The sequence below is a fragment of the Metabacillus sediminilitoris genome (assembly GCF_009720625.1).
Classification (GTDB): Bacteria; Bacillota; Bacilli; order Bacillales; family Bacillaceae; genus Metabacillus; species Metabacillus sediminilitoris.
Genome location: NZ_CP046266.1, coordinates 2,894,908 through 2,913,452 on the forward strand (window position 1 = coordinate 2,894,908; position 18,545 = coordinate 2,913,452).

Here is an 18,545-nt window from a genome sequence, read left to right on the forward strand (position 1 = left end):
AGGTGGGAGGAAAAAGAAAAAGATGTACAAGATTAGTCAATTTGCTGAAATGACTGGCCTAAGTAAAGAAACATTACGTTATTATGCAGAGGTTAAACTCCTTGAACCTGCTTATATTGACCCGAAAAATAACTATCGTTATTACGATGATGGAAGTTATTTTCTTGCAATTTTATTAGTGAAGTTAAGAAAATTTGGTTTTACAATTCAGGAAATGATCTATGTGATGGAAGACGAGTCATTTGCAAACTTAGAAAAATTAATTAAACAAAAAAGAATGAAAATACAGCTGCAAATCGAAGACTTGCTTCTTCAGATTGAAGAAATTGACGACTTTCTTGCATCTGGGAAGGAGGAGAATAATTGATTCAATGGAAAAAAGAAATTATGATCGAGACAAACATTGAAAAAGTATGGAGCTTATTTTTTGATGAAAATATCAAGAAAATCATGCCTAAAGTGGTGGAACATACGTTAATTGAAAAAAAAGAGGAAGAAGTTGGTGCGAAACATCGGCAGTCGTATCGTGAAGGAAAACGTGTTGAAACCTATATTGTAGAAACGTTAGTATATGAGGATTTTGAAAACAAAAAACAAAAACAAATAAGCATTGTACTTGGAAAAGTATTTGAAATTACGCTTACCTTTATTTTGCTAAAAATCGACGATACTCACACGAAATTTATTTATGAAGGCCAGAATAAAGGAGTTAATTTTGTTGGCAGAGCAATGTTAAAGCTAGGAAGTGAGAAAAGCAACAATATAGTGGTGCAGGAATTCATGCAAAATGTTGAAAAAGAAGCATTACGGTCATAATTTATCATTCAATTACTGAACTTTAACAAACCTACAAATAAACTCTGTTTGTAGGTTTTAATATTAGAGCAAGAAGCTAATAGGCGGCCTCCATAAGAATATAAGTAAAAACTTGAACAAACTAGTTATTGTCGAAACTTGTATTTAATAAAGGTTTGAAAATGTAAGCGCTTACGATTATAATGAATATAGGTTGGATAGCATAAGTGGCTATCAAAGTAACTGGCGTAGGTGGGGCCAGTTATAAGATTTTAAATAAAAATCAAATCATTATTAGACATACTTTATATAAAACAACACGCAGACTCAAAATTAAAACAATTTTGACCATTAGTATATGAAAGAATAATAGTTTTAGAACATTTTAAAAGAAAGGGAGTGCAAGAAAATGAAGAATAATACTAAATTATCCTTATCTGATTTTATAAATAAAGATAGGTTTGAGTTAAACTCTTACATCTCTTATTTGTTTCATCAATTTTACTATGAAAACGATAATCGATCTAAGGATAAAATAGTAAAGGAATAACTTGTATGCTTTACTACAGTTATGATTCTTTTTATTTATTTGTTTTCTTTACACGACTTTAATAATCTCCAGTCTTCTTTATGTCAGATAAATGACACAAGGATGGACTGGATTTTTTTGTGGTTCAGAAATTAAAGAAATTTCCTTATTTTCTCTAGGGTGGGTTTCAAGTGTCTAATCATTCGCTTACAAAAAAATCGATAAAATATGGTTTTTATCATTCGTTTTCTACTTTGGTTTCTAAAATCGATGGAAAGTTATATTTAGATTTGATTTGTTAAAAACTTTAAATTAATATATAAGGAGTATTCTAACACAAGTGTCTATCATCAAATTCTAGTTTTCTATAAAAAGCAATCTAATCATAAATCTATTCCATTTAAAACAAAGGTGTTTCTAAGATGAAATTACTTACAAAGTTTTTTTCGAAGGATAAAAAAATGAAGATTGATTTTTGTGAAAAAAATCTTGATCGCTTTGTTACAAATGATCTTTTTTCACAGTACCAATCGCTTTTAAATAAAAGAAATATTATTTATAAAGAATATGAATGTCAAAATAAATGTAAGGAATGTATAAAATCACCGTATGCGATCGTTGATGGTAATTTTATAGATGCTGAAAGCTCGGAAGAATTGTTAGATAAGCTAAAACAGTTATATGAAGAAATGTAGCAAAATATTAATTTTTGCTGTGAAAAAGGTAAAAAAGAAAAACAAAAAATAGGCACCTATGTATTTTGCTCAAAATAAAATAGTTATTATGAAAAATTTAGATCTATTTTTAACCTTTTATAAATAATAAAAGCCATTTTCGAAGGAGGAACTAACTCTGTTTGTAATGATTACTTACAGTAGTTAACTAATCAACATGAATTACTTAAAAGAATATAATGAATTGACAGCAATATGTCCGAAAACCTATATAAAGTATTCAGAACCAATGGAAAATCATACTTTTATTCAAACGGGTGGAATTGCGGATATCTATATAAAACCAAAGCATATTAATGATGTTCAGAAGATTATCCGTTATGCCAAGATGAATGAAATACCGCTAACAGTACTTGGATTTGGAACGAATGTTATTATTCGGGATAAAGGTATTCGCGGAATCGTTATGAATCTTGAATACTTAAACGATATAACTGTAAATGAAAATGAAATTATAGCAGGATGCGGGGCAAGTATAATAGATGTATCTAGAACAGCTTTAAAGCATAGCCTCTCAGGCTTAGAGTTTGCCTGTGGCATACCAGGCAGTGTCGGTGGAGCATTAGTCATGAATGCAGGTGCATATGGCGGAGAAATATCTTATGTGCTTAAAAATGCAAAAGCTATAACGTTATCAGGCGATATCCTAGTATTGAATGAATCAGAATTTGAATTTGGGTATCGAAAAAGTATTTTCCAAAAAGAAAACTATATTATTTTAGAAGCAACGTTTCAGCTCATTAATTCAGATCCTGCTGAAATACGTGAGAAAATGGATACTTTTACAGCTCTTCGTGAGGAAAAACAGCCACTTGAATATCCTTCATGCGGCAGTGTCTTTAAAAGACCGCCAAATCACTTTGCTGGGAAATTAATTTCTGATAGTGGTTTACAAGGTACAAGGGTAGGCGGTGCTGAAGTATCTAAAAAGCATGCAGGCTTTATCGTGAATGTAAATCATGCCACATCAACTGATTACTTAATGTTAATTCAGCATGTGAAAGAAACGGTTAAACAAAATTTTGATATTAATCTAGAAACAGAAGTAAAAATTATTGGTGAGGAATAATTTGTTCATAAAAAATGATAAGATCCTGCCACATTTCAGCTTTTTGTTGAAATGTGGTTTTATTAATGTTGTATTTATTATCTCTGCGAACCGATAATAAACATGTTATAATACAAAAATGAGTGGATTTATCCGACCAAAATTCACATATATCTTGCAAATATACGTTAGATAGGTGGTAACAAAACAGAATGACAGAAATGAAACCATACAGAGTATTACTTTACTACATGTATGTTCCAATCGAAAACGCTGAAGAGTTCGCAAAAAAACATTTGAAGTTTTGTAAAGAACTTGGACTAAAAGGCAGAATTCTTATAGCAGACGAAGGAATAAACGGGACTGTATCAGGAACGATTGACCAAACAGATCAATATATGAAAACGATGAAGGAAGATTCACGTTTTACAGATATGGTATTTAAAGTAGATGAAGAAGAATCTCATGCATTTAAAAAGATGCATGTCCGTTATAGAAAAGAACTTGTTACATTAAATTTGGAAGATGATATAAACCCAAATGAAGTGACAGGAAATTATTTGAGTCCAAAGGAATTTTTCGAAGCAATGAAAAGTCCTGACACAGTTGTTATTGATGCAAGAAATGATTATGAATTTGATATTGGTCATTTTAGAGGAGCCATCAAGCCAGATATCAAAGCTTTTCGTGAACTTCCTCAATGGATAAAGACTAATAAGGAAATGCTCGAAGGAAAAAAGGTACTAACCTATTGTACTGGTGGTATTCGTTGTGAAAAGTTTTCTGGTTGGTTAGTGAGAGAAGGGTTTGAAGATGTTGGCCAACTACATGGCGGGATTGTCACATATGGAAAAGATCCTGAAGTAAAAGGTGAATTATGGGATGGGCAATGTTATGTATTTGATGACCGTATCACTGTCCCAATTAATCAAAAAGAACATGTAATTGTTGGTAAAGATTATTATACTGGTGAACCAAGTGAACGTTATGTAAATTGTGCTAATCCTGAATGTGATAAACGATATATTTCTACTGAAGAAAATGAACATAAATATTTACGTAGCTGTTCACACGAATGCAGGGTTCATCCACGTAATTTATATGTACAAGAACATGGGTTAACAGAAGAACAGGTTGAAGAGAAACTAAAACAACTTGAATTAGAAAATGCTGTAAAATGATATTTTAGACTAAGGGTAAATACTCCAAATAGTATTTACCCTTTAGTATTTTTTATTTTTATACTTTTTAGTTGAAAAAGTATCTTATCTAATTTAAAATTAAAATTGTAAACATTACATATTAGGAGGAAGATTAAATGTCTAAATATGAACTTCCAGCATTACCATATGATGTCAAAGCCTTAGAGCCACATATTGATGAGCAAACAATGATCATACACCATGATCGTCACCATGCAACATATGTTACGAATTTAAATGCTGCACTTGAAGGTTATGACGATTTATCAAACAAAAGCGTTGAAGAGTTAATTTCTAACCTTGATGCTGTTCCTGAAAATATTCGTACAGCTGTTCGTAATAATGGTGGCGGGCACGCTAACCATAGTTTATTTTGGAAAATCCTTTCACCAAACGGTGGAGGAGCACCTTCTGGAGATGTAGCAGAAGCAATTAATCAAGCCTTCGTCAGCTTTGATAAGTTTAAAGAAGAATTTACAAAAGCAGCCACAACCCGCTTTGGTTCTGGTTGGGCTTGGTTAGTAGTTGATAATAGACAATTATCGATCATTAGCACACCAAATCAAGATAGTCCATTAATGGAAGGGAAAACACCAATTCTAGGACTTGATGTTTGGGAACATGCCTATTACTTAAATTATCAAAACAAGCGTCCAGATTATATTTCTGCTTTTTATCAAGTAATCAACTGGAATGAAGTTAACAATCTATTTCGTGCAGCTAAGGCTTAAAAAATTAATCACTTAAAAAACACCTTCTTTGTATAGAAGGTGTTTTTTGATATCAACCTTATAAAATGAATTATTTCTAGATAGAGGAAAGATCTAAGCCTGACGTTTGTATTATTCTCCCATTAACAAATAAATCAAAATCCTTTAAATTCGCTCTCATTGCCTTCCAATTTTTATTTATACCGTAATTTTAGGTACTTATACATTTAAAGCTAAGGTTAGAACGCATTATATTATGTAATAAAATCTACCAAATCTATTTTATGATTCGTTATAATTAAATATATTTAGATATAACTAGTATAAGAGGTGAAAAAGTTTAAATGAAAAAATTAATATATTTAACACACATTTTTTTATTATTGCTTTGTATTATTGGATGTTCTAGTTCAGAGCTTAAAAATAAAGAACAAGAAAACAAACATGAGAGAACCGAAATTACTGTTTCAGCCGCAGCAAGTTTGACTGATGTTTTAAATGATATTAAAAGTTCATTTGAAAAAGAATATCCTACAATTCACATAACATTTAACTTTGGAAGTTCTGGAACATTGCAACAACAAATCTTACAAGGTGCACCTATTGATATTTTCTTTTCAGCAGCAGAGGATATGTTCGATACATTGCAAGAAAAAGGTTTGATCGACAATGCGAACATGATCGATTTAGTTGGAAATCAAATTGTTTTAGTTACGCCAAAAAATAGCGAAAAAGAAATTATTTCCTTTAATGATTTGAAAGATAATGTTCGGATAGCAATTGGATCTCCAGAAACAGTACCTGCTGGAAAATATGCAAAAGAAACGTTGGGAAAAATTGGTGTATGGAGTGATGTAGAAAATAATATTGTATATGCAAAAGATGTAAGACAAGTTTTGACCTATGTAGAGACCGGTAATGTTGATGCGGGAATTGTTTATCAATCAGATGCATTGAAGTCTTCTAAAGTTAATGTTCAAGTAAAAGCAGCAGAGGACACACATACACCAATTATTTATCCATTAGGTATTATTAAAGAGAGTAAAAATCCTAAAGAGGCTTTGATATTTTATAACTATATGCAATCAGAAAAAGCATTAACAATATTAGAGGAAAATGGATTTGAAAATCTATTGAAATGATATATATATTAGAAAGGAAAGCATATTTCATACTATAAAATGATGATGTCTAGGTTTTAATTTGATATCTTATTCATATAAATTGTAATAGAATGATATATTAAAAGTAAAAAATAATCAGAAGGAGCCCATAAAATGTCAGAAAAATATCCTATTGGAGAATTTCATTTTAAAGACGAGATTACAAGCGATTTGATTTCGGCATGGCTAGCAGAGCTTGAGGATTTACCTAGATTATTACAAGATGCTGTAAGAGACTTGGATAATGAACAACTTGATACTCCTTATCGTTTTGGAGGGTGGACTATTCGTCAAGTTATACACCACCTTGCAGATAGTCATATGAATGCTTACATTCGGTGTAAATTAGCTCTTACAGAAGAAAATCCTGTAATCAAGCCTTATGAAGAAGGTAAATGGGCGGAACAACCGGATTATAAATTACCAATTGAAAGTTCATTATCTCTTCTTCAAGCATTACATAAACGCTGGGTTGCTCTTTTACGTAATCTTAGTCCAGTAGAACTTGAAAAGACATTTATTCATCCTGATTCAGGTGTCATATCAGTGGGGAAAAATATAGGCATTTACGCATGGCATGGTAATCATCATCTAGCACATATAACTTCCTTATGTAAACGTAAAAATTGGTGATTAACCACATAAGGGTTATGACAAGTAGTGAATTTATTAACAAACAAATGTTTTAATAAAAGAAAATAGCTCGGAGGATACTCCGAACTATTTTTTATAAAAATTAACAGGCATATAATCGAGTTGCTTTAAAATCTAATAAAAAATCTACAATGATCATCACCATCTGTTTTACAGCAAATACGATTTACTTGCTTTGTTTGTAGAACATCTTTTAGCATTTCAGTTTCACATTGACAGGCAATTTTAAATTCCTTAGCTACTGCTAGAATAGGGCAATTATATTCGATTAGTTCAAATGTATTCTCATCAATTTTTGTTACATTTGCCATATATCCTTTTTCATTCTGGATATTAACAATTTCTTTTATTTTTTCACTAGGTGTATGTTCATGAACAATTCTTGGAGAATATTCATTTATCAAACGTTGTTCACGTTTTTTAAATAACTGTTTGATCGAATTTTCACCATGTATTTCTTTTATATCATGCAGGAAATCAACTGTTAGCCCTTCATAATTTTTAGGAAAAAGACGCTCTCCTTTGTCTGTTAAAGAGTAAAGTTGCAATGGTCTTCCCATTTGCTGTTTTACTTCAATTGATTTTATTAAATGATCTTTTTCTAAGATGTTAAGATGTTTTCGTACGGCCATATGAGTAATATATAAACGTTCAGTTAGATCATTAACTGATAAGGATACATCTTTTTTTAACAATTCAAGAATCTTATCTTTTGTTGATTTTTTTACATTTTCTATGATCAGCACCCCGATTCTAAACAGGATAGTTAAGAGTATAAAATAAAAAGTAGTGCGTTTATTATTGGAACTATGTGACTTCATACATAATATGTTTATTATACAATATAGTATAAAATGTTGGAAGGAAGAGATCATTTCTTTGAATTCATTGCTTTTTACAATGTAATGATGTAAAATATAAGCACATTTTATACCTATTAATATAAAAAGTTTTTAGAGGTGCCTGATAGGTACCTTTTAGCTTTTTTACGACGATCATAGATAACCGAATGAATATTGATGGGAGGTCAAAATCTATGGGAATTGTAGTAGTAGAAATATGTGACGGGAGTTTAATCAACAAAATTGATATAGAAAAAATATTAGAGGCCGAATATCCTGAGGTATCAGTACTTGAAAATAGCTGTCTTTCTTTCTGTGGAATGTGTGCTAAACGACCATATGCAATTGTAAATGGAAAAAGAATTTTTGCCAAAACAGCTGAAGAGTGTCTAGATTTAATTAGAACTCATATTGAGGCTGAATTAGCCATTTACTTATAAATGAAATAGTGATTTTACTGCCTGCAAATATATTGATATAGTAGAGAAAGGTTAAACATTTCATGTTAAGTGTTTAACCTTTTTATTTTCACGTTATACTTTTTAGGTTCCTTAAAATACTTCTTTTACATACAGTTTTCTCAATTGTAGTTATAGACGCAAAACACATCAAAATACTATCTTATAAAAGGCACATTACTAACATCTGCTGTTATTAATTTTACTGATTAAGTTAAAAATCGACAGCAGATATCATTGATTTTAGCAATGTAAAGAAAGGAAACATGATGACAAAAAAACTATATTACACTTCATCATACACAACTGAATGGGAAACAAAAATTATTAATATATTAGATCGAAATGGAGAATACTATGTGGTTCTTGAAGAAACAGCGTTTTATCCAAATGGTGGAGGACAACCCTGTGATACTGGATATATAAACGGAATTGCTGTTCTAGATGTTTTTATAGAAGATAATGAAGTATTTCATAAACTTGAGGATATGCCTAAAAATGACGATGTTACTTGTCAAATCAATTGGAATAGAAGGTTTGATCATATGCAGCACCATAGTGGACAACATTTGCTTTCAGCTGTATGTCTAAACCTCTTTCATGCTAAGACGATTAGCTTTCATCTTGGAGAAGAATTTGCAAGTATCGATGTTGATCAACCTGATTTAACCCAATTCCAATTAGCTTCGATAGAACAAGAAGTAAATAAGCAAATTTATATAAATCGAAGTATACATAGTTATTTTGTTACGAATGAGAAATTAAAAGAGATAGTTCTAGTGAAAAAGCCAAAAGTAACGGGAAATATTCGCATTGTAGAGATTGAGGGAATTGAATACAACGCTTGTGGCGGCACACATGTAACTAGAACAGGCGAAATTGGTATCATTAAATTAATAAAAGCAGAAAAACAAAAAGGATCTACAAGAATATACTTTAAATGCGGTTACCGTGCTCTTAATGATTTTATGGAAAGTCAACGTATTTTAGGAACTCTTGCATCAAAATTCAATACTGGGCGAAGTGACATACTTGATCGTTTTGGTAAATGGGAACAAGAACATAAACAGCTTGAAAATGATATAGAAAACCTGAAAGAACAGCTGCATTCCTATCAAGCAAAAGAACTTCTTAATAAAGCAAGTGATCATTTTTTAGCACATATCTTTGAAGATAAATCGCTTAAAGAGTTGCAACATCTTGCAAGTAAACTAGTAAAAGAAAATGATCTCCTAATCTTGTTTGCATCAACAGTTGAAAACAAAATTGTCTTGATGCACAATGGTACAAAATCACTGAAATGTGGGAATTTATTTAAGGTAAACCTCAACAAATTTAACGGAAAAGGAGGAGGAAATGATAAATCAGCTCAAGCTGGCTTTCCTTCTAATGAAGAAACTTTAAAGTTCTATCATTTTATTAGTCAAAATGTAATGACGGAACACTAACTGATTTGCATCTATTTAAAAATATTAATATCCCGTGCTTTTATCTGTGTAAATAAAAGGTAGGAAAACAGAAATTGCTAATTCTCAAATAAAAACAGAGTTATTGTTAAACATAAGTATTATAGTATTTATTCAGAACATGTGATACTATTTACCTTGGACGAAAAAAAGGACGTGACAATTGATGATAAAAATTGATCTACCAACAGTGGATGTTTCAATCACTGAAAGAAAGCAATCACCAAGTGAAAATGAGCCAGTAATAAAGTCGATTGAAGGATTTATTGATCTTCACAAAATCCCAAGAGATAAGGGCGGCATTATCATGTTTTACAATAAAGAGGATGAACTGCTTTTTGTTGGTAAAGCAAGAAAACTAAGACAACGAGTTAAGAAGCATTTAGAAGACACAGTCTCACCACTAAAAGATCATCGCGATGAAGTAAACAGAATTGATGTTTGTATCGTAGAAGAACCAATGGATAGAGATATTTACGAAACATACATGATTAATACACTGAAAGCAAAATACAATGTAGACAAAGTCTATTATAAATAATAGTCCGGATAGGTGCTGAGAACCGATGTGTGTTAATTACCTCACATATTGGAGGCTCAGCACTTTTTTCTTAATCATCGTTTTGATTAATGATCGCAAGTAATCAATACTATGTTGACATAGCATGATAAATTATCTTAGGAATAGTACCGACGATTACAACTGATGATTAATATAATAAACCTGTTTTCAGTTTTATTTGTTTTCAAAGTGAAATAGTCAAGAGAAGGTGGGAAGGGCTTGGAGGACTTTAACAATCAGCATATGCATTATTTATATACTTATTCATATTTTAATGAAGATGAACTCTCTTTGTGTCAACTGGAAATGCGCTCATTTTTTGGTTTTGATACTCAAGAGTTGATGATAGAAAGCTCAATACGAATTGATCCAAGTAGAAGTCCGTTTATAAAAGAAAGAATTGCTGTGATGTATAAGGGACATACATTGGAAGAAATTGTCGAGCAAGTGAAGACGTTAACGATATTGAACTCAACTTACAAAGTCATTTTTATAAAAAATAGTCAATTGGATAAAAGTGAAAAAGTAGGTTTTGATGCAAGACGAATGATTGAACGCAAACTTGGTTTACAAATTAAGGGTGAAGTCGACTTAGTGCAACCTGAGGTTTTATTTGGAATCATGCAAACAAAGGAAGGCTGGGTTTTTGGAGAATATTGCAAAAGTGAGGCCATTTGGTTACATCATCAAAAGAAGCCCCAAGGTTATTCTACAGCACTCAGTACAAGAGTAGCTAGAGCTATTGTAAATATTGCGGTACCTGACAACAAAGAAATTAAAGTAATTGATCCTTGCTGTGGAATTGGTACAGTACTAATTGAAGCATTATCAATGGGAATCGATATTATTGGAAGTGACAGGAATCCACTTGTTTGTACAAAAGCTCGAGAAAACATAGCACATTTCGGTCTTAAAGGAGAAGTAATATTAAGAGAAATACAAAACGTCAATGAAACGTTCGATGTCGCTATTATCGATATGCCATATAATCTATGTTCTGTTATTTCTAGTGAAGAGAAACTTGACATGCTAGAAAGTGCACGCCGGATTGCAAAAAAAGTGGTCATTATCACGATTGAACCTATTGATTCAATCATTGAACAAGCACAATTTAAAATAGTAGATCGTTGCGAGGCTAAAAAAGCGAATTTTGTTAGACAAGTTATAGTCTGTGAATAATCCACTTGTAGTAGGTAAAGAGGAATTTTTGCTATATTTTAAATGAAGGATTATGATTAATAAGATGCATAGTATAAAAACTTTTTAAACAAACGTTTAATTAAATCTAATCAATTTTAAATACCACGATGCCTCAAGGAAGGAGTCTGACATTTGAATATAAATTTAAGTCATAAAATCATTAAAGAAATGTGTGGTACAGTCTCCTTCAAAAGAGGAGATTCTTTTTATCGTGCAAATAAAGTATTGTTTGATCAATATAGTAGTACTAAATGTACAGCAAGGGTGGTTGGGTCCGAAGAATTCCACGTTACCATTGAGAAAGGATCAGGTGCTCAAATTATCACGAAATGCAGCTGTCCAAAACTTGCTTCATTTGATAAGGATTGTCAGCATATTGCAGCTGCATTATTGACAATTTATGCTCATCAACAACACGGAAGCGATCCTCATCATCCAACTTCAATCAAACATGATCTGACAGAAGGTTTGTTTACTCTTTTCAATACTCGCCCTGTTCGATCAAGTGGATATCAGTCACACTTTGAACATAGACAAGTCCTTGATACAGAGTTTATTTTCCATCCTGTCAACGTATCTAACGAGCAAAACATGCTAGGTGTAGAAATTAGAATAGATCAAATGAAAATTCATGATATAAAAGCCTTTCTTGAAAATGTAAGAGATGGTTTACCTTACTCACTTTCCGCTTCATTTACGTATGATCAAAGAATACAATGCTTTGAAAAAGAGACAGATGCTGTTATTCAGGAACTCATCAAAGTAAATCATGATGAAACAGTGTATATTGACACTAAACAAGAGAAAACAGCTATTAGGAACCAAATGTTAGTCATTCCACCATCATCATGGCATAGGCTTTTTCCTTTACTATTAAAAGCTCCACATGTAAAAGTCGAGTATAAAAAACAAAGCTATACCGGGCTATATGCATCAGATGAACCCCTCCCTTTACTTTTCGATTTTGAAGAAAAGAAGGATAGAGAATATCAACTTAAGATTCAAGGTTTACATCAGATTGTTATTTTAAACGCTTATCAATCTGTATTATTTGAGGGAAAGATAATCAAGTTGGAGAGTCAAGATAGTAAAAGACTTTCAGAACTAGTACAGATGATTAAAACTTCAGGAACAAATCAAATTCCAATATCAAAGCAACAAATAGGTTTTTTTCTCGAAAAAGTTGTTCCTGGTTTAAAGAGACTGGGCGATATCAATATACCTGGCTCTATATCTAAGCAATTATTACATACACCGCTGAATGCAAAGCTTTACTTGGATAGGGTGAAGAATCGCCTGCTTGTAGGAATTGAGTTTCATTATGGAAATATCATGATAAACCCATTGGAAAATAGAGATCCCCAAACAAGTTCTTTATTGATAAGGGATATAAAAAAAGAAGATGTGATCCTCCATTTGATGAATGAAAGCTCGTTAACGATGACAGATGGCGGATATTTCTTACACAATGAAGAATTAGAGTATCAATTTTTGTATCATACTGTGCCTAAACTTCAAAAGCTTGTCCAAATATATGCAACAACAGCGGTAAGAATGAGAATTTTCAGAGGAAATGTACAGCCGCAAATAAGGGTAAAGTTTAAAAAAGAAAGAACGAATTGGCTAGAATTTAAATTCGAATTGGATGGCATACGTGATGAACATATAAAAGATGTTCTACAGGCCTTAGAGGAAAAGCGGAAATATTATCGTTTGCGAAATGGATCTCTTCTGTCACTAGAGACAAGAGAGTTTGAAGAAATCCAACGTTATCTTCGTTCACCGCTTCTCCAAAACAAAGACCTGACAAATGATTTGCATGTACCAATGGAAAAGTGCCTTCAGCTTCTCGATCATGTTGAAAGCAGTCATGTTTTTAAGTTTGAGCCATCCTTTAAACAGTTTCTTACTACCATTCAATCCCCAGGTAGTATGGAGTTTGCAGTTCCAAAAGGATTAGATTCAATCCTAAAAGATTATCAAAAACTAGGATTTCAGTGGATGAAAACACTTGCCCATTATGGATATGGTGGGATATTAGCAGATGATATGGGACTTGGTAAAACCATTCAAAGCATAACTTTCATCGTGTCAGAGCTTCCTGAAATCCGTAAAAATAATAGTCCGATCCTAATTGTTTGTCCATCATCCTTAACATATAATTGGCTTAATGAGATCCTGAAGTTCTCTCCAGAAGTCGAAGCTCTTGTTATCGATGGTTCAAAAAAAGAACGTGAAAAGCTGCAAAAAAAAGTAAATGAAATTGATGTAGTCATTACATCCTATCCATTATTACGCAGTGATATTAAATGGTATGAGAAGCAAAATTTTCATACTGTGTTTTTTGACGAAGCACAAGCATTTAAAAACCCAGTGACACAAACAGCTCGAGCTGTAAAGAAGATCCAAGCAGATCATAAATTTGCGTTAACAGGTACACCGGTTGAAAATTCACCCGTCGAGTTGTGGTCCATTTTTCATGTTGTATTTCCAGATTTATTCTTAGGATTAAAGGAATTCAGTAAACTTTCAAAGAAAAAGATTGCTCGAAGAATCAGGCCATTTTTACTGCGAAGAATGAAAGAGGATGTACTTTCAAAGTTTCCTGAAAAAATAGAGTCAATTGCATCTGTTGAATTGCATCCTGAGCAGAAAAAACTTTATGCTGCTTATTTAGCAAAACTGCGCCACGATACCTTGAAGCAACTGGACAAAGAGACAATACGAAAAAATCGCATTAAAATATTGGCTGGACTCACTCGATTAAGACAAATTTGTTGTCATCCTGGGCTGTTTATAAATGGGTATAAAGGAAGTTCTGCGAAACTTGATCAGCTGCTGCAAATTGTAGAGGAAGCAAAGTATTCTGGAAGAAGAGTGTTGATTTTTTCGCAGTTTACAAGTATGCTTGCGCTCATCGGTCAAGAGTTACAGAAAATAGAAATGCCTTACTTTTACCTTGATGGTGTAACTCCTTCAGAAGAAAGAGTAGAAATCTGCAATCGATTCAATTTAGGAGAAAGAGATTTCTTCCTTATTTCATTGAAAGCAGGAGGGACAGGACTTAACTTAATGAGTGCGGATACCGTTATTCTATTTGATACATGGTGGAATCCCGCTGTCGAGGAGCAAGCAACAGATCGTGCACATCGAATCGGACAAAAAAATAATGTCCAAGTGATTAAGCTAGTTGCCAAAGGGACAATCGAAGAAAAAATGAATGACCTTCAAGACAAAAAGAGACATTTAGTAGAAGAAATCATAGATTCAGAAGAGAAAAATTTGTCAACTCTGACTGAAGAGGACATTAGGGAAATGTTAATGATCTAAATAAAAGGATTGGGAATTCTAAAAATAGAAATCCTAATCTTTTTTTCATATCTTAATGATTTTTCACAACATCTAAGATTTTCTCTTATAATCTATTCATTCTTTTATTACATTTTAATCTTTTCTCTCTATTTGTCCCTCCTATACGATTTCATCCTTAAAAAGAATTCTTCGTATTTAGTTAACATCTCTTGAAACGAGCTTGTCGTTTTAAATTTTCAATATTTCTATTTATTTTTTCCTCTAATGGCATCTTTAACAGGAAGCCACTCATTGTTTTTCCAAGATCTCCTAATACTTCTAATAACCATAACATAGACTTTTATTCCTTTCTTAATAAAAATAATTCTTACTGATTTGGTTAGTTTTATAATTGCAAGTTTTTATAGAACATAAGTTTCTATCAAACAGACCACTAATTTCCTATTTTTGTATAATGAAAGAAATGGATCTTTACCCAATCTATTTAATCTAATGTCCTTAAAATGCTTCTTACAGCATTACCGCGCATAATATCTCTTATGTGCGGTTTATTGATATTCATAGTATACTAAAATCATTGAATTTTGAATTATTCGGGGGATCATCATGGAGACTAGTAAGGAATTAGTAAAATCCTGGTATGAAGAAGAATTAGCGATATTCCAAACAGATATGGATAATAAAGATTACTCGCCTTTTACAATCGACAACTACTTGCGGGATGTTATTATGTTTTTAGAGTTTGTTACACGAAACCAGCAAACAAAAAAAGACCTAGATCATGTTAATAAAATGCAAATAACTCTGTATATGAATATGTTGAAGTCAAAGAGAGGAAATCGTGCAACAACAAGGAATCGTCGATTGACTTCAGTCCGATCTTTTTACAGATGCTTATTATCATACGAGCTTGTTAGTCGCAACCCGGCTGCAGAATTAGATAGTGCAAAAGAGAGAACAGGGGCATTACCGATCTATTTAGAAAAAGATGAACTTAAAATGTTTTTCTGCCAAATTGAACATGTTAGTCAATCAAGACATGTTATTCGCAATAAAGTAATGTTAGGTTTAATGGCTTTTGCTGGATTGCGTGTGACAGAAATTCATCATCTTAATTGTTCATACATAAATACAGAAAAAAAAGGCATCATGGTAGTAGGAAAAGGAAATAAAACCAGATACCTCCCTTTACCACAAGTTCTTTTCAACCAACTTATCGATTATATTGAGCATGAAAGAGAACTCCCGATGAAAGGCCATGAAGATGCGGTATTTATCTCACGAAAAGGAAAGCGTATTTCAAGAAGAAGAATTCAGGAGATAACTGAACGAATCCGCGAAAACCTAGAAACACAAAGCGAGTTTGACACCTACAAAACAAAAAGAATATCAAGTCATAAACTTCGACATTCATTTGCAACACATTTAGTTCAAGGGGGAACAGACATACGAACAGTCCAAGAATTACTAGGTCATACCAATTTAAATACAACACAAAAATATACACATGTTTCAGATAAGCAAAAGGAAAGAGCGATGGAAATGGAAATTGGTGAGTATTTTCAATAATCATTTCGTTTCGCTCTTTTCTAAAAGATTGTTGTTTTATAAATAGGTTTTGATCAGCAGACATTGTTAAGTTGATTGGAGCGGAAGGTGCGAGACTCCTGCGGGAGAAGCGGGACAGGTGAGATCCCACAGGCGGCAGGCGCCGAGGAGGCTTACCGCACGCCCCGCGGAAAGCGAGCAGCCTGGAGCAGAAATCAACAACGCCTAATCCTTTGTTAAAAGCAACAAAGTTTACGAAAACAGCCTTTCATTTAAATGGATCTTTTCATTATCCTAGTAAAAATAAGCAATATTTTAGTAATATTTTAAAACTTGTGATAAAGTTAGTAATCGGAAAATCTATTTTATAAGCAGGATGGTGTCATATATGGCAATTAAACAACTTACTAGTATTGAGGATTTACATCAATTTGTTCAACAACCAGGGAAACACTTACTATTAAAACATAGTACAACGTGCCCGATAAGCGCAAAAGCGAATGAAGAATTCCAAGCATATATGAATGAAAATGAATCAGCTTCAGCTGCCATGGTCTTGGTCATTGAAGATCGACCTGTATCAAATCATATTGCTGAGGAATTTGCGATTAAACATGAATCTCCACAAATATTGTTATTTGAAGATGGAGAAGTTCGCTGGAATACTTCTCATTGGAAGATTACCAAAGATTCCATTAAGGAGGCTCTAAACGTATGAGCAACAAAGTCATCGTCTATTCCACACAAGGCTGTGTAGAATGCAACTTCGTAAAGCAAATGCTAACTGATGAAGAAATTCCATTTGAAGTAAGAGACGTTATGTCAAGTGTAGAATACCAGCAAGAAGTCGAAAAGTTTGGTTTTATGGGTGTACCCGTAACAGTTGTTGGAGAGAAAGCAGTTAAAGGGTTTAATCCTGAACTACAAGAGCTTATTAAATCAATTAAAAAATAATTGCTAAAAAGCCATGAGGTAAAATCATGGCTTTTCTGATTTATTAAACCATCATCTAGATACTAGTTTGTTCTCTAAACGATATACACATTAAGGATGTACCATCTCCTAACAAAATTCCATTATTACTTACAATTGTTCCTGATCCGCTAATTAACAGCTCTCCATAAAATTCGAGACACCCTCGGTAGCAAAGATTAAATTGAAACCTTGTTTTTATTGTTGTTAAAAACGTCTTTTGTTTCTTTATCATTTGAAAGGCTTAGATATTTTAATTAACATTCCTGACTAAAACTCTGATCCTTATATTTACCACTACTACATTGCCAAAGATATTTATTTTATAATTCTGTTGATTATCATGCTTTAAAGGAAAAAGAATCTTCAAATGAAGATCCTTTCAGTTTTTAGACAAAATCTGAGAAAGCAGGCATGTCTACTTGTTTTTTATATTCTTTTAACCTCTGTTATGCTAATTTAACAGATACAACATCAATATTTAGATTCACACCAGAATTGTTTGTGATTGTTAATGTTGGAGTTGCAACTGTAGCTACGAAATCGAATTTGTAGTAGGCATAGGCTGTGGTTATGATATTAGCTGCTTGAAAACTTCGAAGGGGGGTTCCAGTAACACTGACTTCAACTGCTCCAACTGATGGACCATTAAAGCTAAAAGCTGCTTCGAACGTGTAGGTCTCACCCACCTGCAAAGGTTGCAATACCTGAGAAATATTTTCATTCGCAAAAAGAACTGCATAATTGTCTCCTAATAGCTGTTCATGATCACCAGTGAAGGTTTGACCAGTACCTGTCCAAAAGGGACTTAGATTTGGTGGAATGGATTGTTCGAATCCACCATTTTGAACGCGGTTTGGACTAGCCCTCTTTACAGATACAACATCGACTCTCACATCTACGTTTGAATTGTTTGTGATGATTAGTGATGCAGTTGTACCAGTAGCAATAAAGTCAAAATTATAAAAGATATAGTCGTCTGATTGTATGTTGACTATTTGAAATTTCCGAGTTAAGATTCCGGTAATATCGACATCAATTGTTTCTGTAATAGTCGAAACTGGACCAATCCTAAAAAAAGCGGCTTGGAATTGATATTGCTCACCAGTCTGTAAAGGTAATAAAACCTGATTGATATTTTCACTTGGCGATAGCCGTGCATTATTATCTCCCAACAACTGCGTACCACCGGATTCAGTTTCGCCACTTCCTGACCAAAATGGAGGTAAAGCAGGTGGGGCAGATTGTTCAAATCCGCCATTACGAACACGATTTGGATTCGTCATCTTTCATCCTTCTTTCTCTTAGTTTAGAATCAACATGAAAAGGCTAGTAAGAGAAATAATCTTT

19 protein-coding genes are annotated in these 18,545 nt (G+C 32.7%); 16 read left to right on the plus strand and 3 right to left on the minus strand.

Annotation, left to right across the window (positions count from 1 at the left end):
• Positions 1–22 precede the first annotated feature (22 nt).
• The 8 genes from GMB29_RS13670 to GMB29_RS13705 all read left to right on the plus strand — a co-directional run bounded on the left by GMB29_RS13670 (position 23) and on the right by GMB29_RS13705 (position 6,814).
• Complete coding sequence (locus GMB29_RS13670; protein WP_136354433.1) at positions 23–367, plus strand: MerR family transcriptional regulator; 345 nt, start codon at positions 23–25, stop codon at positions 365–367.
• Positions 364–816, plus strand: coding sequence for an SRPBCC family protein (locus GMB29_RS13675; protein ID WP_136354435.1), 453 nt, complete (start codon positions 364–366; stop codon positions 814–816). The genes GMB29_RS13670 and GMB29_RS13675 overlap by 4 nt, the downstream gene beginning before the upstream one ends.
• Positions 817–1,746: 930 nt before the next feature.
• The gene (locus GMB29_RS13680) at positions 1,747–2,019 is read left to right on the plus strand and encodes a DUF1450 domain-containing protein (protein WP_136354437.1); all 273 of its coding nucleotides are present in this window, start codon (positions 1,747–1,749) and stop codon (positions 2,017–2,019) included.
• 196 nt (positions 2,020–2,215) lie between these two features.
• On the plus strand, positions 2,216–3,127 hold the full coding sequence (gene murB / locus GMB29_RS13685) for a UDP-N-acetylmuramate dehydrogenase (protein WP_136354439.1): 912 nt from the start codon (positions 2,216–2,218) through the stop codon (positions 3,125–3,127).
• A gap of 191 nt (positions 3,128–3,318) precedes the next feature.
• Complete coding sequence (gene trhO, locus GMB29_RS13690; protein WP_196305185.1) at positions 3,319–4,287, plus strand: oxygen-dependent tRNA uridine(34) hydroxylase TrhO; 969 nt, start codon at positions 3,319–3,321, stop codon at positions 4,285–4,287.
• Between the two features lie 137 nt (positions 4,288–4,424).
• Positions 4,425–5,039, plus strand: a complete 615-nt coding sequence (locus GMB29_RS13695) for a superoxide dismutase (protein ID WP_136354441.1) — start codon at positions 4,425–4,427, stop codon at positions 5,037–5,039.
• A gap of 323 nt (positions 5,040–5,362) precedes the next feature.
• On the plus strand, positions 5,363–6,160 hold the full coding sequence (modA, locus tag GMB29_RS13700) for a molybdate ABC transporter substrate-binding protein (RefSeq protein ID WP_136354443.1): 798 nt from the start codon (positions 5,363–5,365) through the stop codon (positions 6,158–6,160).
• A gap of 135 nt (positions 6,161–6,295) precedes the next feature.
• The gene (locus GMB29_RS13705) at positions 6,296–6,814 is read left to right on the plus strand and encodes a YfiT family bacillithiol transferase (protein WP_136354445.1); all 519 of its coding nucleotides are present in this window, start codon (positions 6,296–6,298) and stop codon (positions 6,812–6,814) included.
• Positions 6,815–6,942: 128 nt separating this feature from the next.
• Here the strand turns inward: GMB29_RS13705 and GMB29_RS13710 are convergent, their stop codons facing one another.
• On the minus strand, positions 6,943–7,581 hold the full coding sequence (locus GMB29_RS13710; protein WP_319941352.1) for a helix-turn-helix transcriptional regulator: 639 nt from the start codon (positions 7,579–7,581) through the stop codon (positions 6,943–6,945).
• Positions 7,582–7,871: 290 nt separating this feature from the next.
• On the opposite strand from GMB29_RS13710, the gene GMB29_RS13715 reads away from it, so the two are divergent.
• The 5 genes from GMB29_RS13715 (at position 7,872) to GMB29_RS13735 (ending at position 14,693) form a co-directional block, all read left to right on the plus strand.
• On the plus strand, positions 7,872–8,117 hold the full coding sequence (locus tag GMB29_RS13715; protein ID WP_136354449.1) for a YuzB family protein: 246 nt from the start codon (positions 7,872–7,874) through the stop codon (positions 8,115–8,117).
• A gap of 287 nt (positions 8,118–8,404) precedes the next feature.
• Positions 8,405–9,583, plus strand: coding sequence for an alanyl-tRNA editing protein (locus GMB29_RS13720; protein WP_136354451.1), 1,179 nt, complete (start codon positions 8,405–8,407; stop codon positions 9,581–9,583).
• Positions 9,584–9,767: 184 nt separating this feature from the next.
• Entirely contained in the window at positions 9,768–10,142 is a 375-nt protein-coding gene (locus tag GMB29_RS13725; RefSeq protein ID WP_136354453.1) for a nucleotide excision repair endonuclease, read from the plus strand.
• A gap of 264 nt (positions 10,143–10,406) precedes the next feature.
• Complete coding sequence (locus GMB29_RS13730; protein ID WP_136354845.1) at positions 10,407–11,342, plus strand: TRM11 family SAM-dependent methyltransferase; 936 nt, start codon at positions 10,407–10,409, stop codon at positions 11,340–11,342.
• Positions 11,343–11,495: 153 nt separating this feature from the next.
• On the plus strand, positions 11,496–14,693 hold the full coding sequence (locus GMB29_RS13735) for a DEAD/DEAH box helicase (protein WP_136354454.1): 3,198 nt from the start codon (positions 11,496–11,498) through the stop codon (positions 14,691–14,693).
• Positions 14,694–14,874: 181 nt separating this feature from the next.
• On the opposite strand, the gene GMB29_RS27705 is transcribed toward GMB29_RS13735, so the two are convergent.
• Positions 14,875–15,009: a hypothetical protein gene (locus GMB29_RS27705; RefSeq protein ID WP_264766575.1), complete on the minus strand. Its 135-nt coding sequence runs from the start codon at positions 15,007–15,009 to the stop codon at positions 14,875–14,877.
• Between the two features lie 272 nt (positions 15,010–15,281).
• On the opposite strand from GMB29_RS27705, the gene GMB29_RS13740 reads away from it, so the two are divergent.
• From GMB29_RS13740 to GMB29_RS13750, 3 genes are all read left to right on the plus strand, one after another.
• Entirely contained in the window at positions 15,282–16,244 is a 963-nt protein-coding gene (locus GMB29_RS13740; RefSeq protein ID WP_136354456.1) for a tyrosine-type recombinase/integrase, read from the plus strand.
• Between the two features lie 367 nt (positions 16,245–16,611).
• On the plus strand, positions 16,612–16,941 hold the full coding sequence (ytxJ, locus tag GMB29_RS13745; protein WP_136354458.1) for a bacillithiol system redox-active protein YtxJ: 330 nt from the start codon (positions 16,612–16,614) through the stop codon (positions 16,939–16,941).
• Complete coding sequence (locus GMB29_RS13750) at positions 16,938–17,177, plus strand: glutaredoxin family protein (RefSeq protein WP_136354460.1); 240 nt, start codon at positions 16,938–16,940, stop codon at positions 17,175–17,177. The genes ytxJ and GMB29_RS13750 overlap by 4 nt, the downstream gene beginning before the upstream one ends.
• 467 nt (positions 17,178–17,644) lie before the next feature.
• Here the strand turns inward: GMB29_RS13750 and GMB29_RS13755 are convergent, their stop codons facing one another.
• The gene (locus tag GMB29_RS13755; RefSeq protein WP_136354462.1) at positions 17,645–18,481 is read right to left on the minus strand and encodes a hypothetical protein; all 837 of its coding nucleotides are present in this window, start codon (positions 18,479–18,481) and stop codon (positions 17,645–17,647) included.
• Positions 18,482–18,545 lie beyond the last annotated feature (64 nt).

What these genes read in the sequence shown, in the direction of transcription:
- GMB29_RS13725 (WP_136354453.1), top strand. Translation starts at nt 9,768, where the DNA reads ATGATAAAAATTGATCTACCAACAGTGGATGTTTCAATCACTGAAAGA.
- GMB29_RS13695 (WP_136354441.1), top strand. Translation starts at nt 4,425, where the DNA reads ATGTCTAAATATGAACTTCCAGCATTACCATATGATGTCAAAGCCTTA.
- GMB29_RS13750 (WP_136354460.1), top strand. Translation starts at nt 16,938, where the DNA reads ATGAGCAACAAAGTCATCGTCTATTCCACACAAGGCTGTGTAGAATGC.
- ytxJ (WP_136354458.1), top strand. Translation starts at nt 16,612, where the DNA reads ATGGCAATTAAACAACTTACTAGTATTGAGGATTTACATCAATTTGTT.
- trhO (WP_196305185.1), top strand. Translation starts at nt 3,319, where the DNA reads ATGACAGAAATGAAACCATACAGAGTATTACTTTACTACATGTATGTT.
- GMB29_RS13740 (WP_136354456.1), top strand. Translation starts at nt 15,282, where the DNA reads ATGGAGACTAGTAAGGAATTAGTAAAATCCTGGTATGAAGAAGAATTA.
- GMB29_RS13720 (WP_136354451.1), top strand. Translation starts at nt 8,405, where the DNA reads ATGACAAAAAAACTATATTACACTTCATCATACACAACTGAATGGGAA.
- GMB29_RS13670 (WP_136354433.1), top strand. Translation starts at nt 23, where the DNA reads ATGTACAAGATTAGTCAATTTGCTGAAATGACTGGCCTAAGTAAAGAA.
- GMB29_RS13730 (WP_136354845.1), top strand. Translation starts at nt 10,407, where the DNA reads ATGCATTATTTATATACTTATTCATATTTTAATGAAGATGAACTCTCT.
- murB (WP_136354439.1), top strand. Translation starts at nt 2,216, where the DNA reads ATGAATTACTTAAAAGAATATAATGAATTGACAGCAATATGTCCGAAA.
- GMB29_RS13680 (WP_136354437.1), top strand. Translation starts at nt 1,747, where the DNA reads ATGAAATTACTTACAAAGTTTTTTTCGAAGGATAAAAAAATGAAGATT.
- modA (WP_136354443.1), top strand. Translation starts at nt 5,363, where the DNA reads ATGAAAAAATTAATATATTTAACACACATTTTTTTATTATTGCTTTGT.
- GMB29_RS27705 (WP_264766575.1), bottom strand. Translation starts at nt 15,009, where the DNA reads ATGTTATGGTTATTAGAAGTATTAGGAGATCTTGGAAAAACAATGAGT.
- GMB29_RS13755 (WP_136354462.1), bottom strand. Translation starts at nt 18,481, where the DNA reads ATGACGAATCCAAATCGTGTTCGTAATGGCGGATTTGAACAATCTGCC.
- GMB29_RS13705 (WP_136354445.1), top strand. Translation starts at nt 6,296, where the DNA reads ATGTCAGAAAAATATCCTATTGGAGAATTTCATTTTAAAGACGAGATT.
- GMB29_RS13715 (WP_136354449.1), top strand. Translation starts at nt 7,872, where the DNA reads ATGGGAATTGTAGTAGTAGAAATATGTGACGGGAGTTTAATCAACAAA.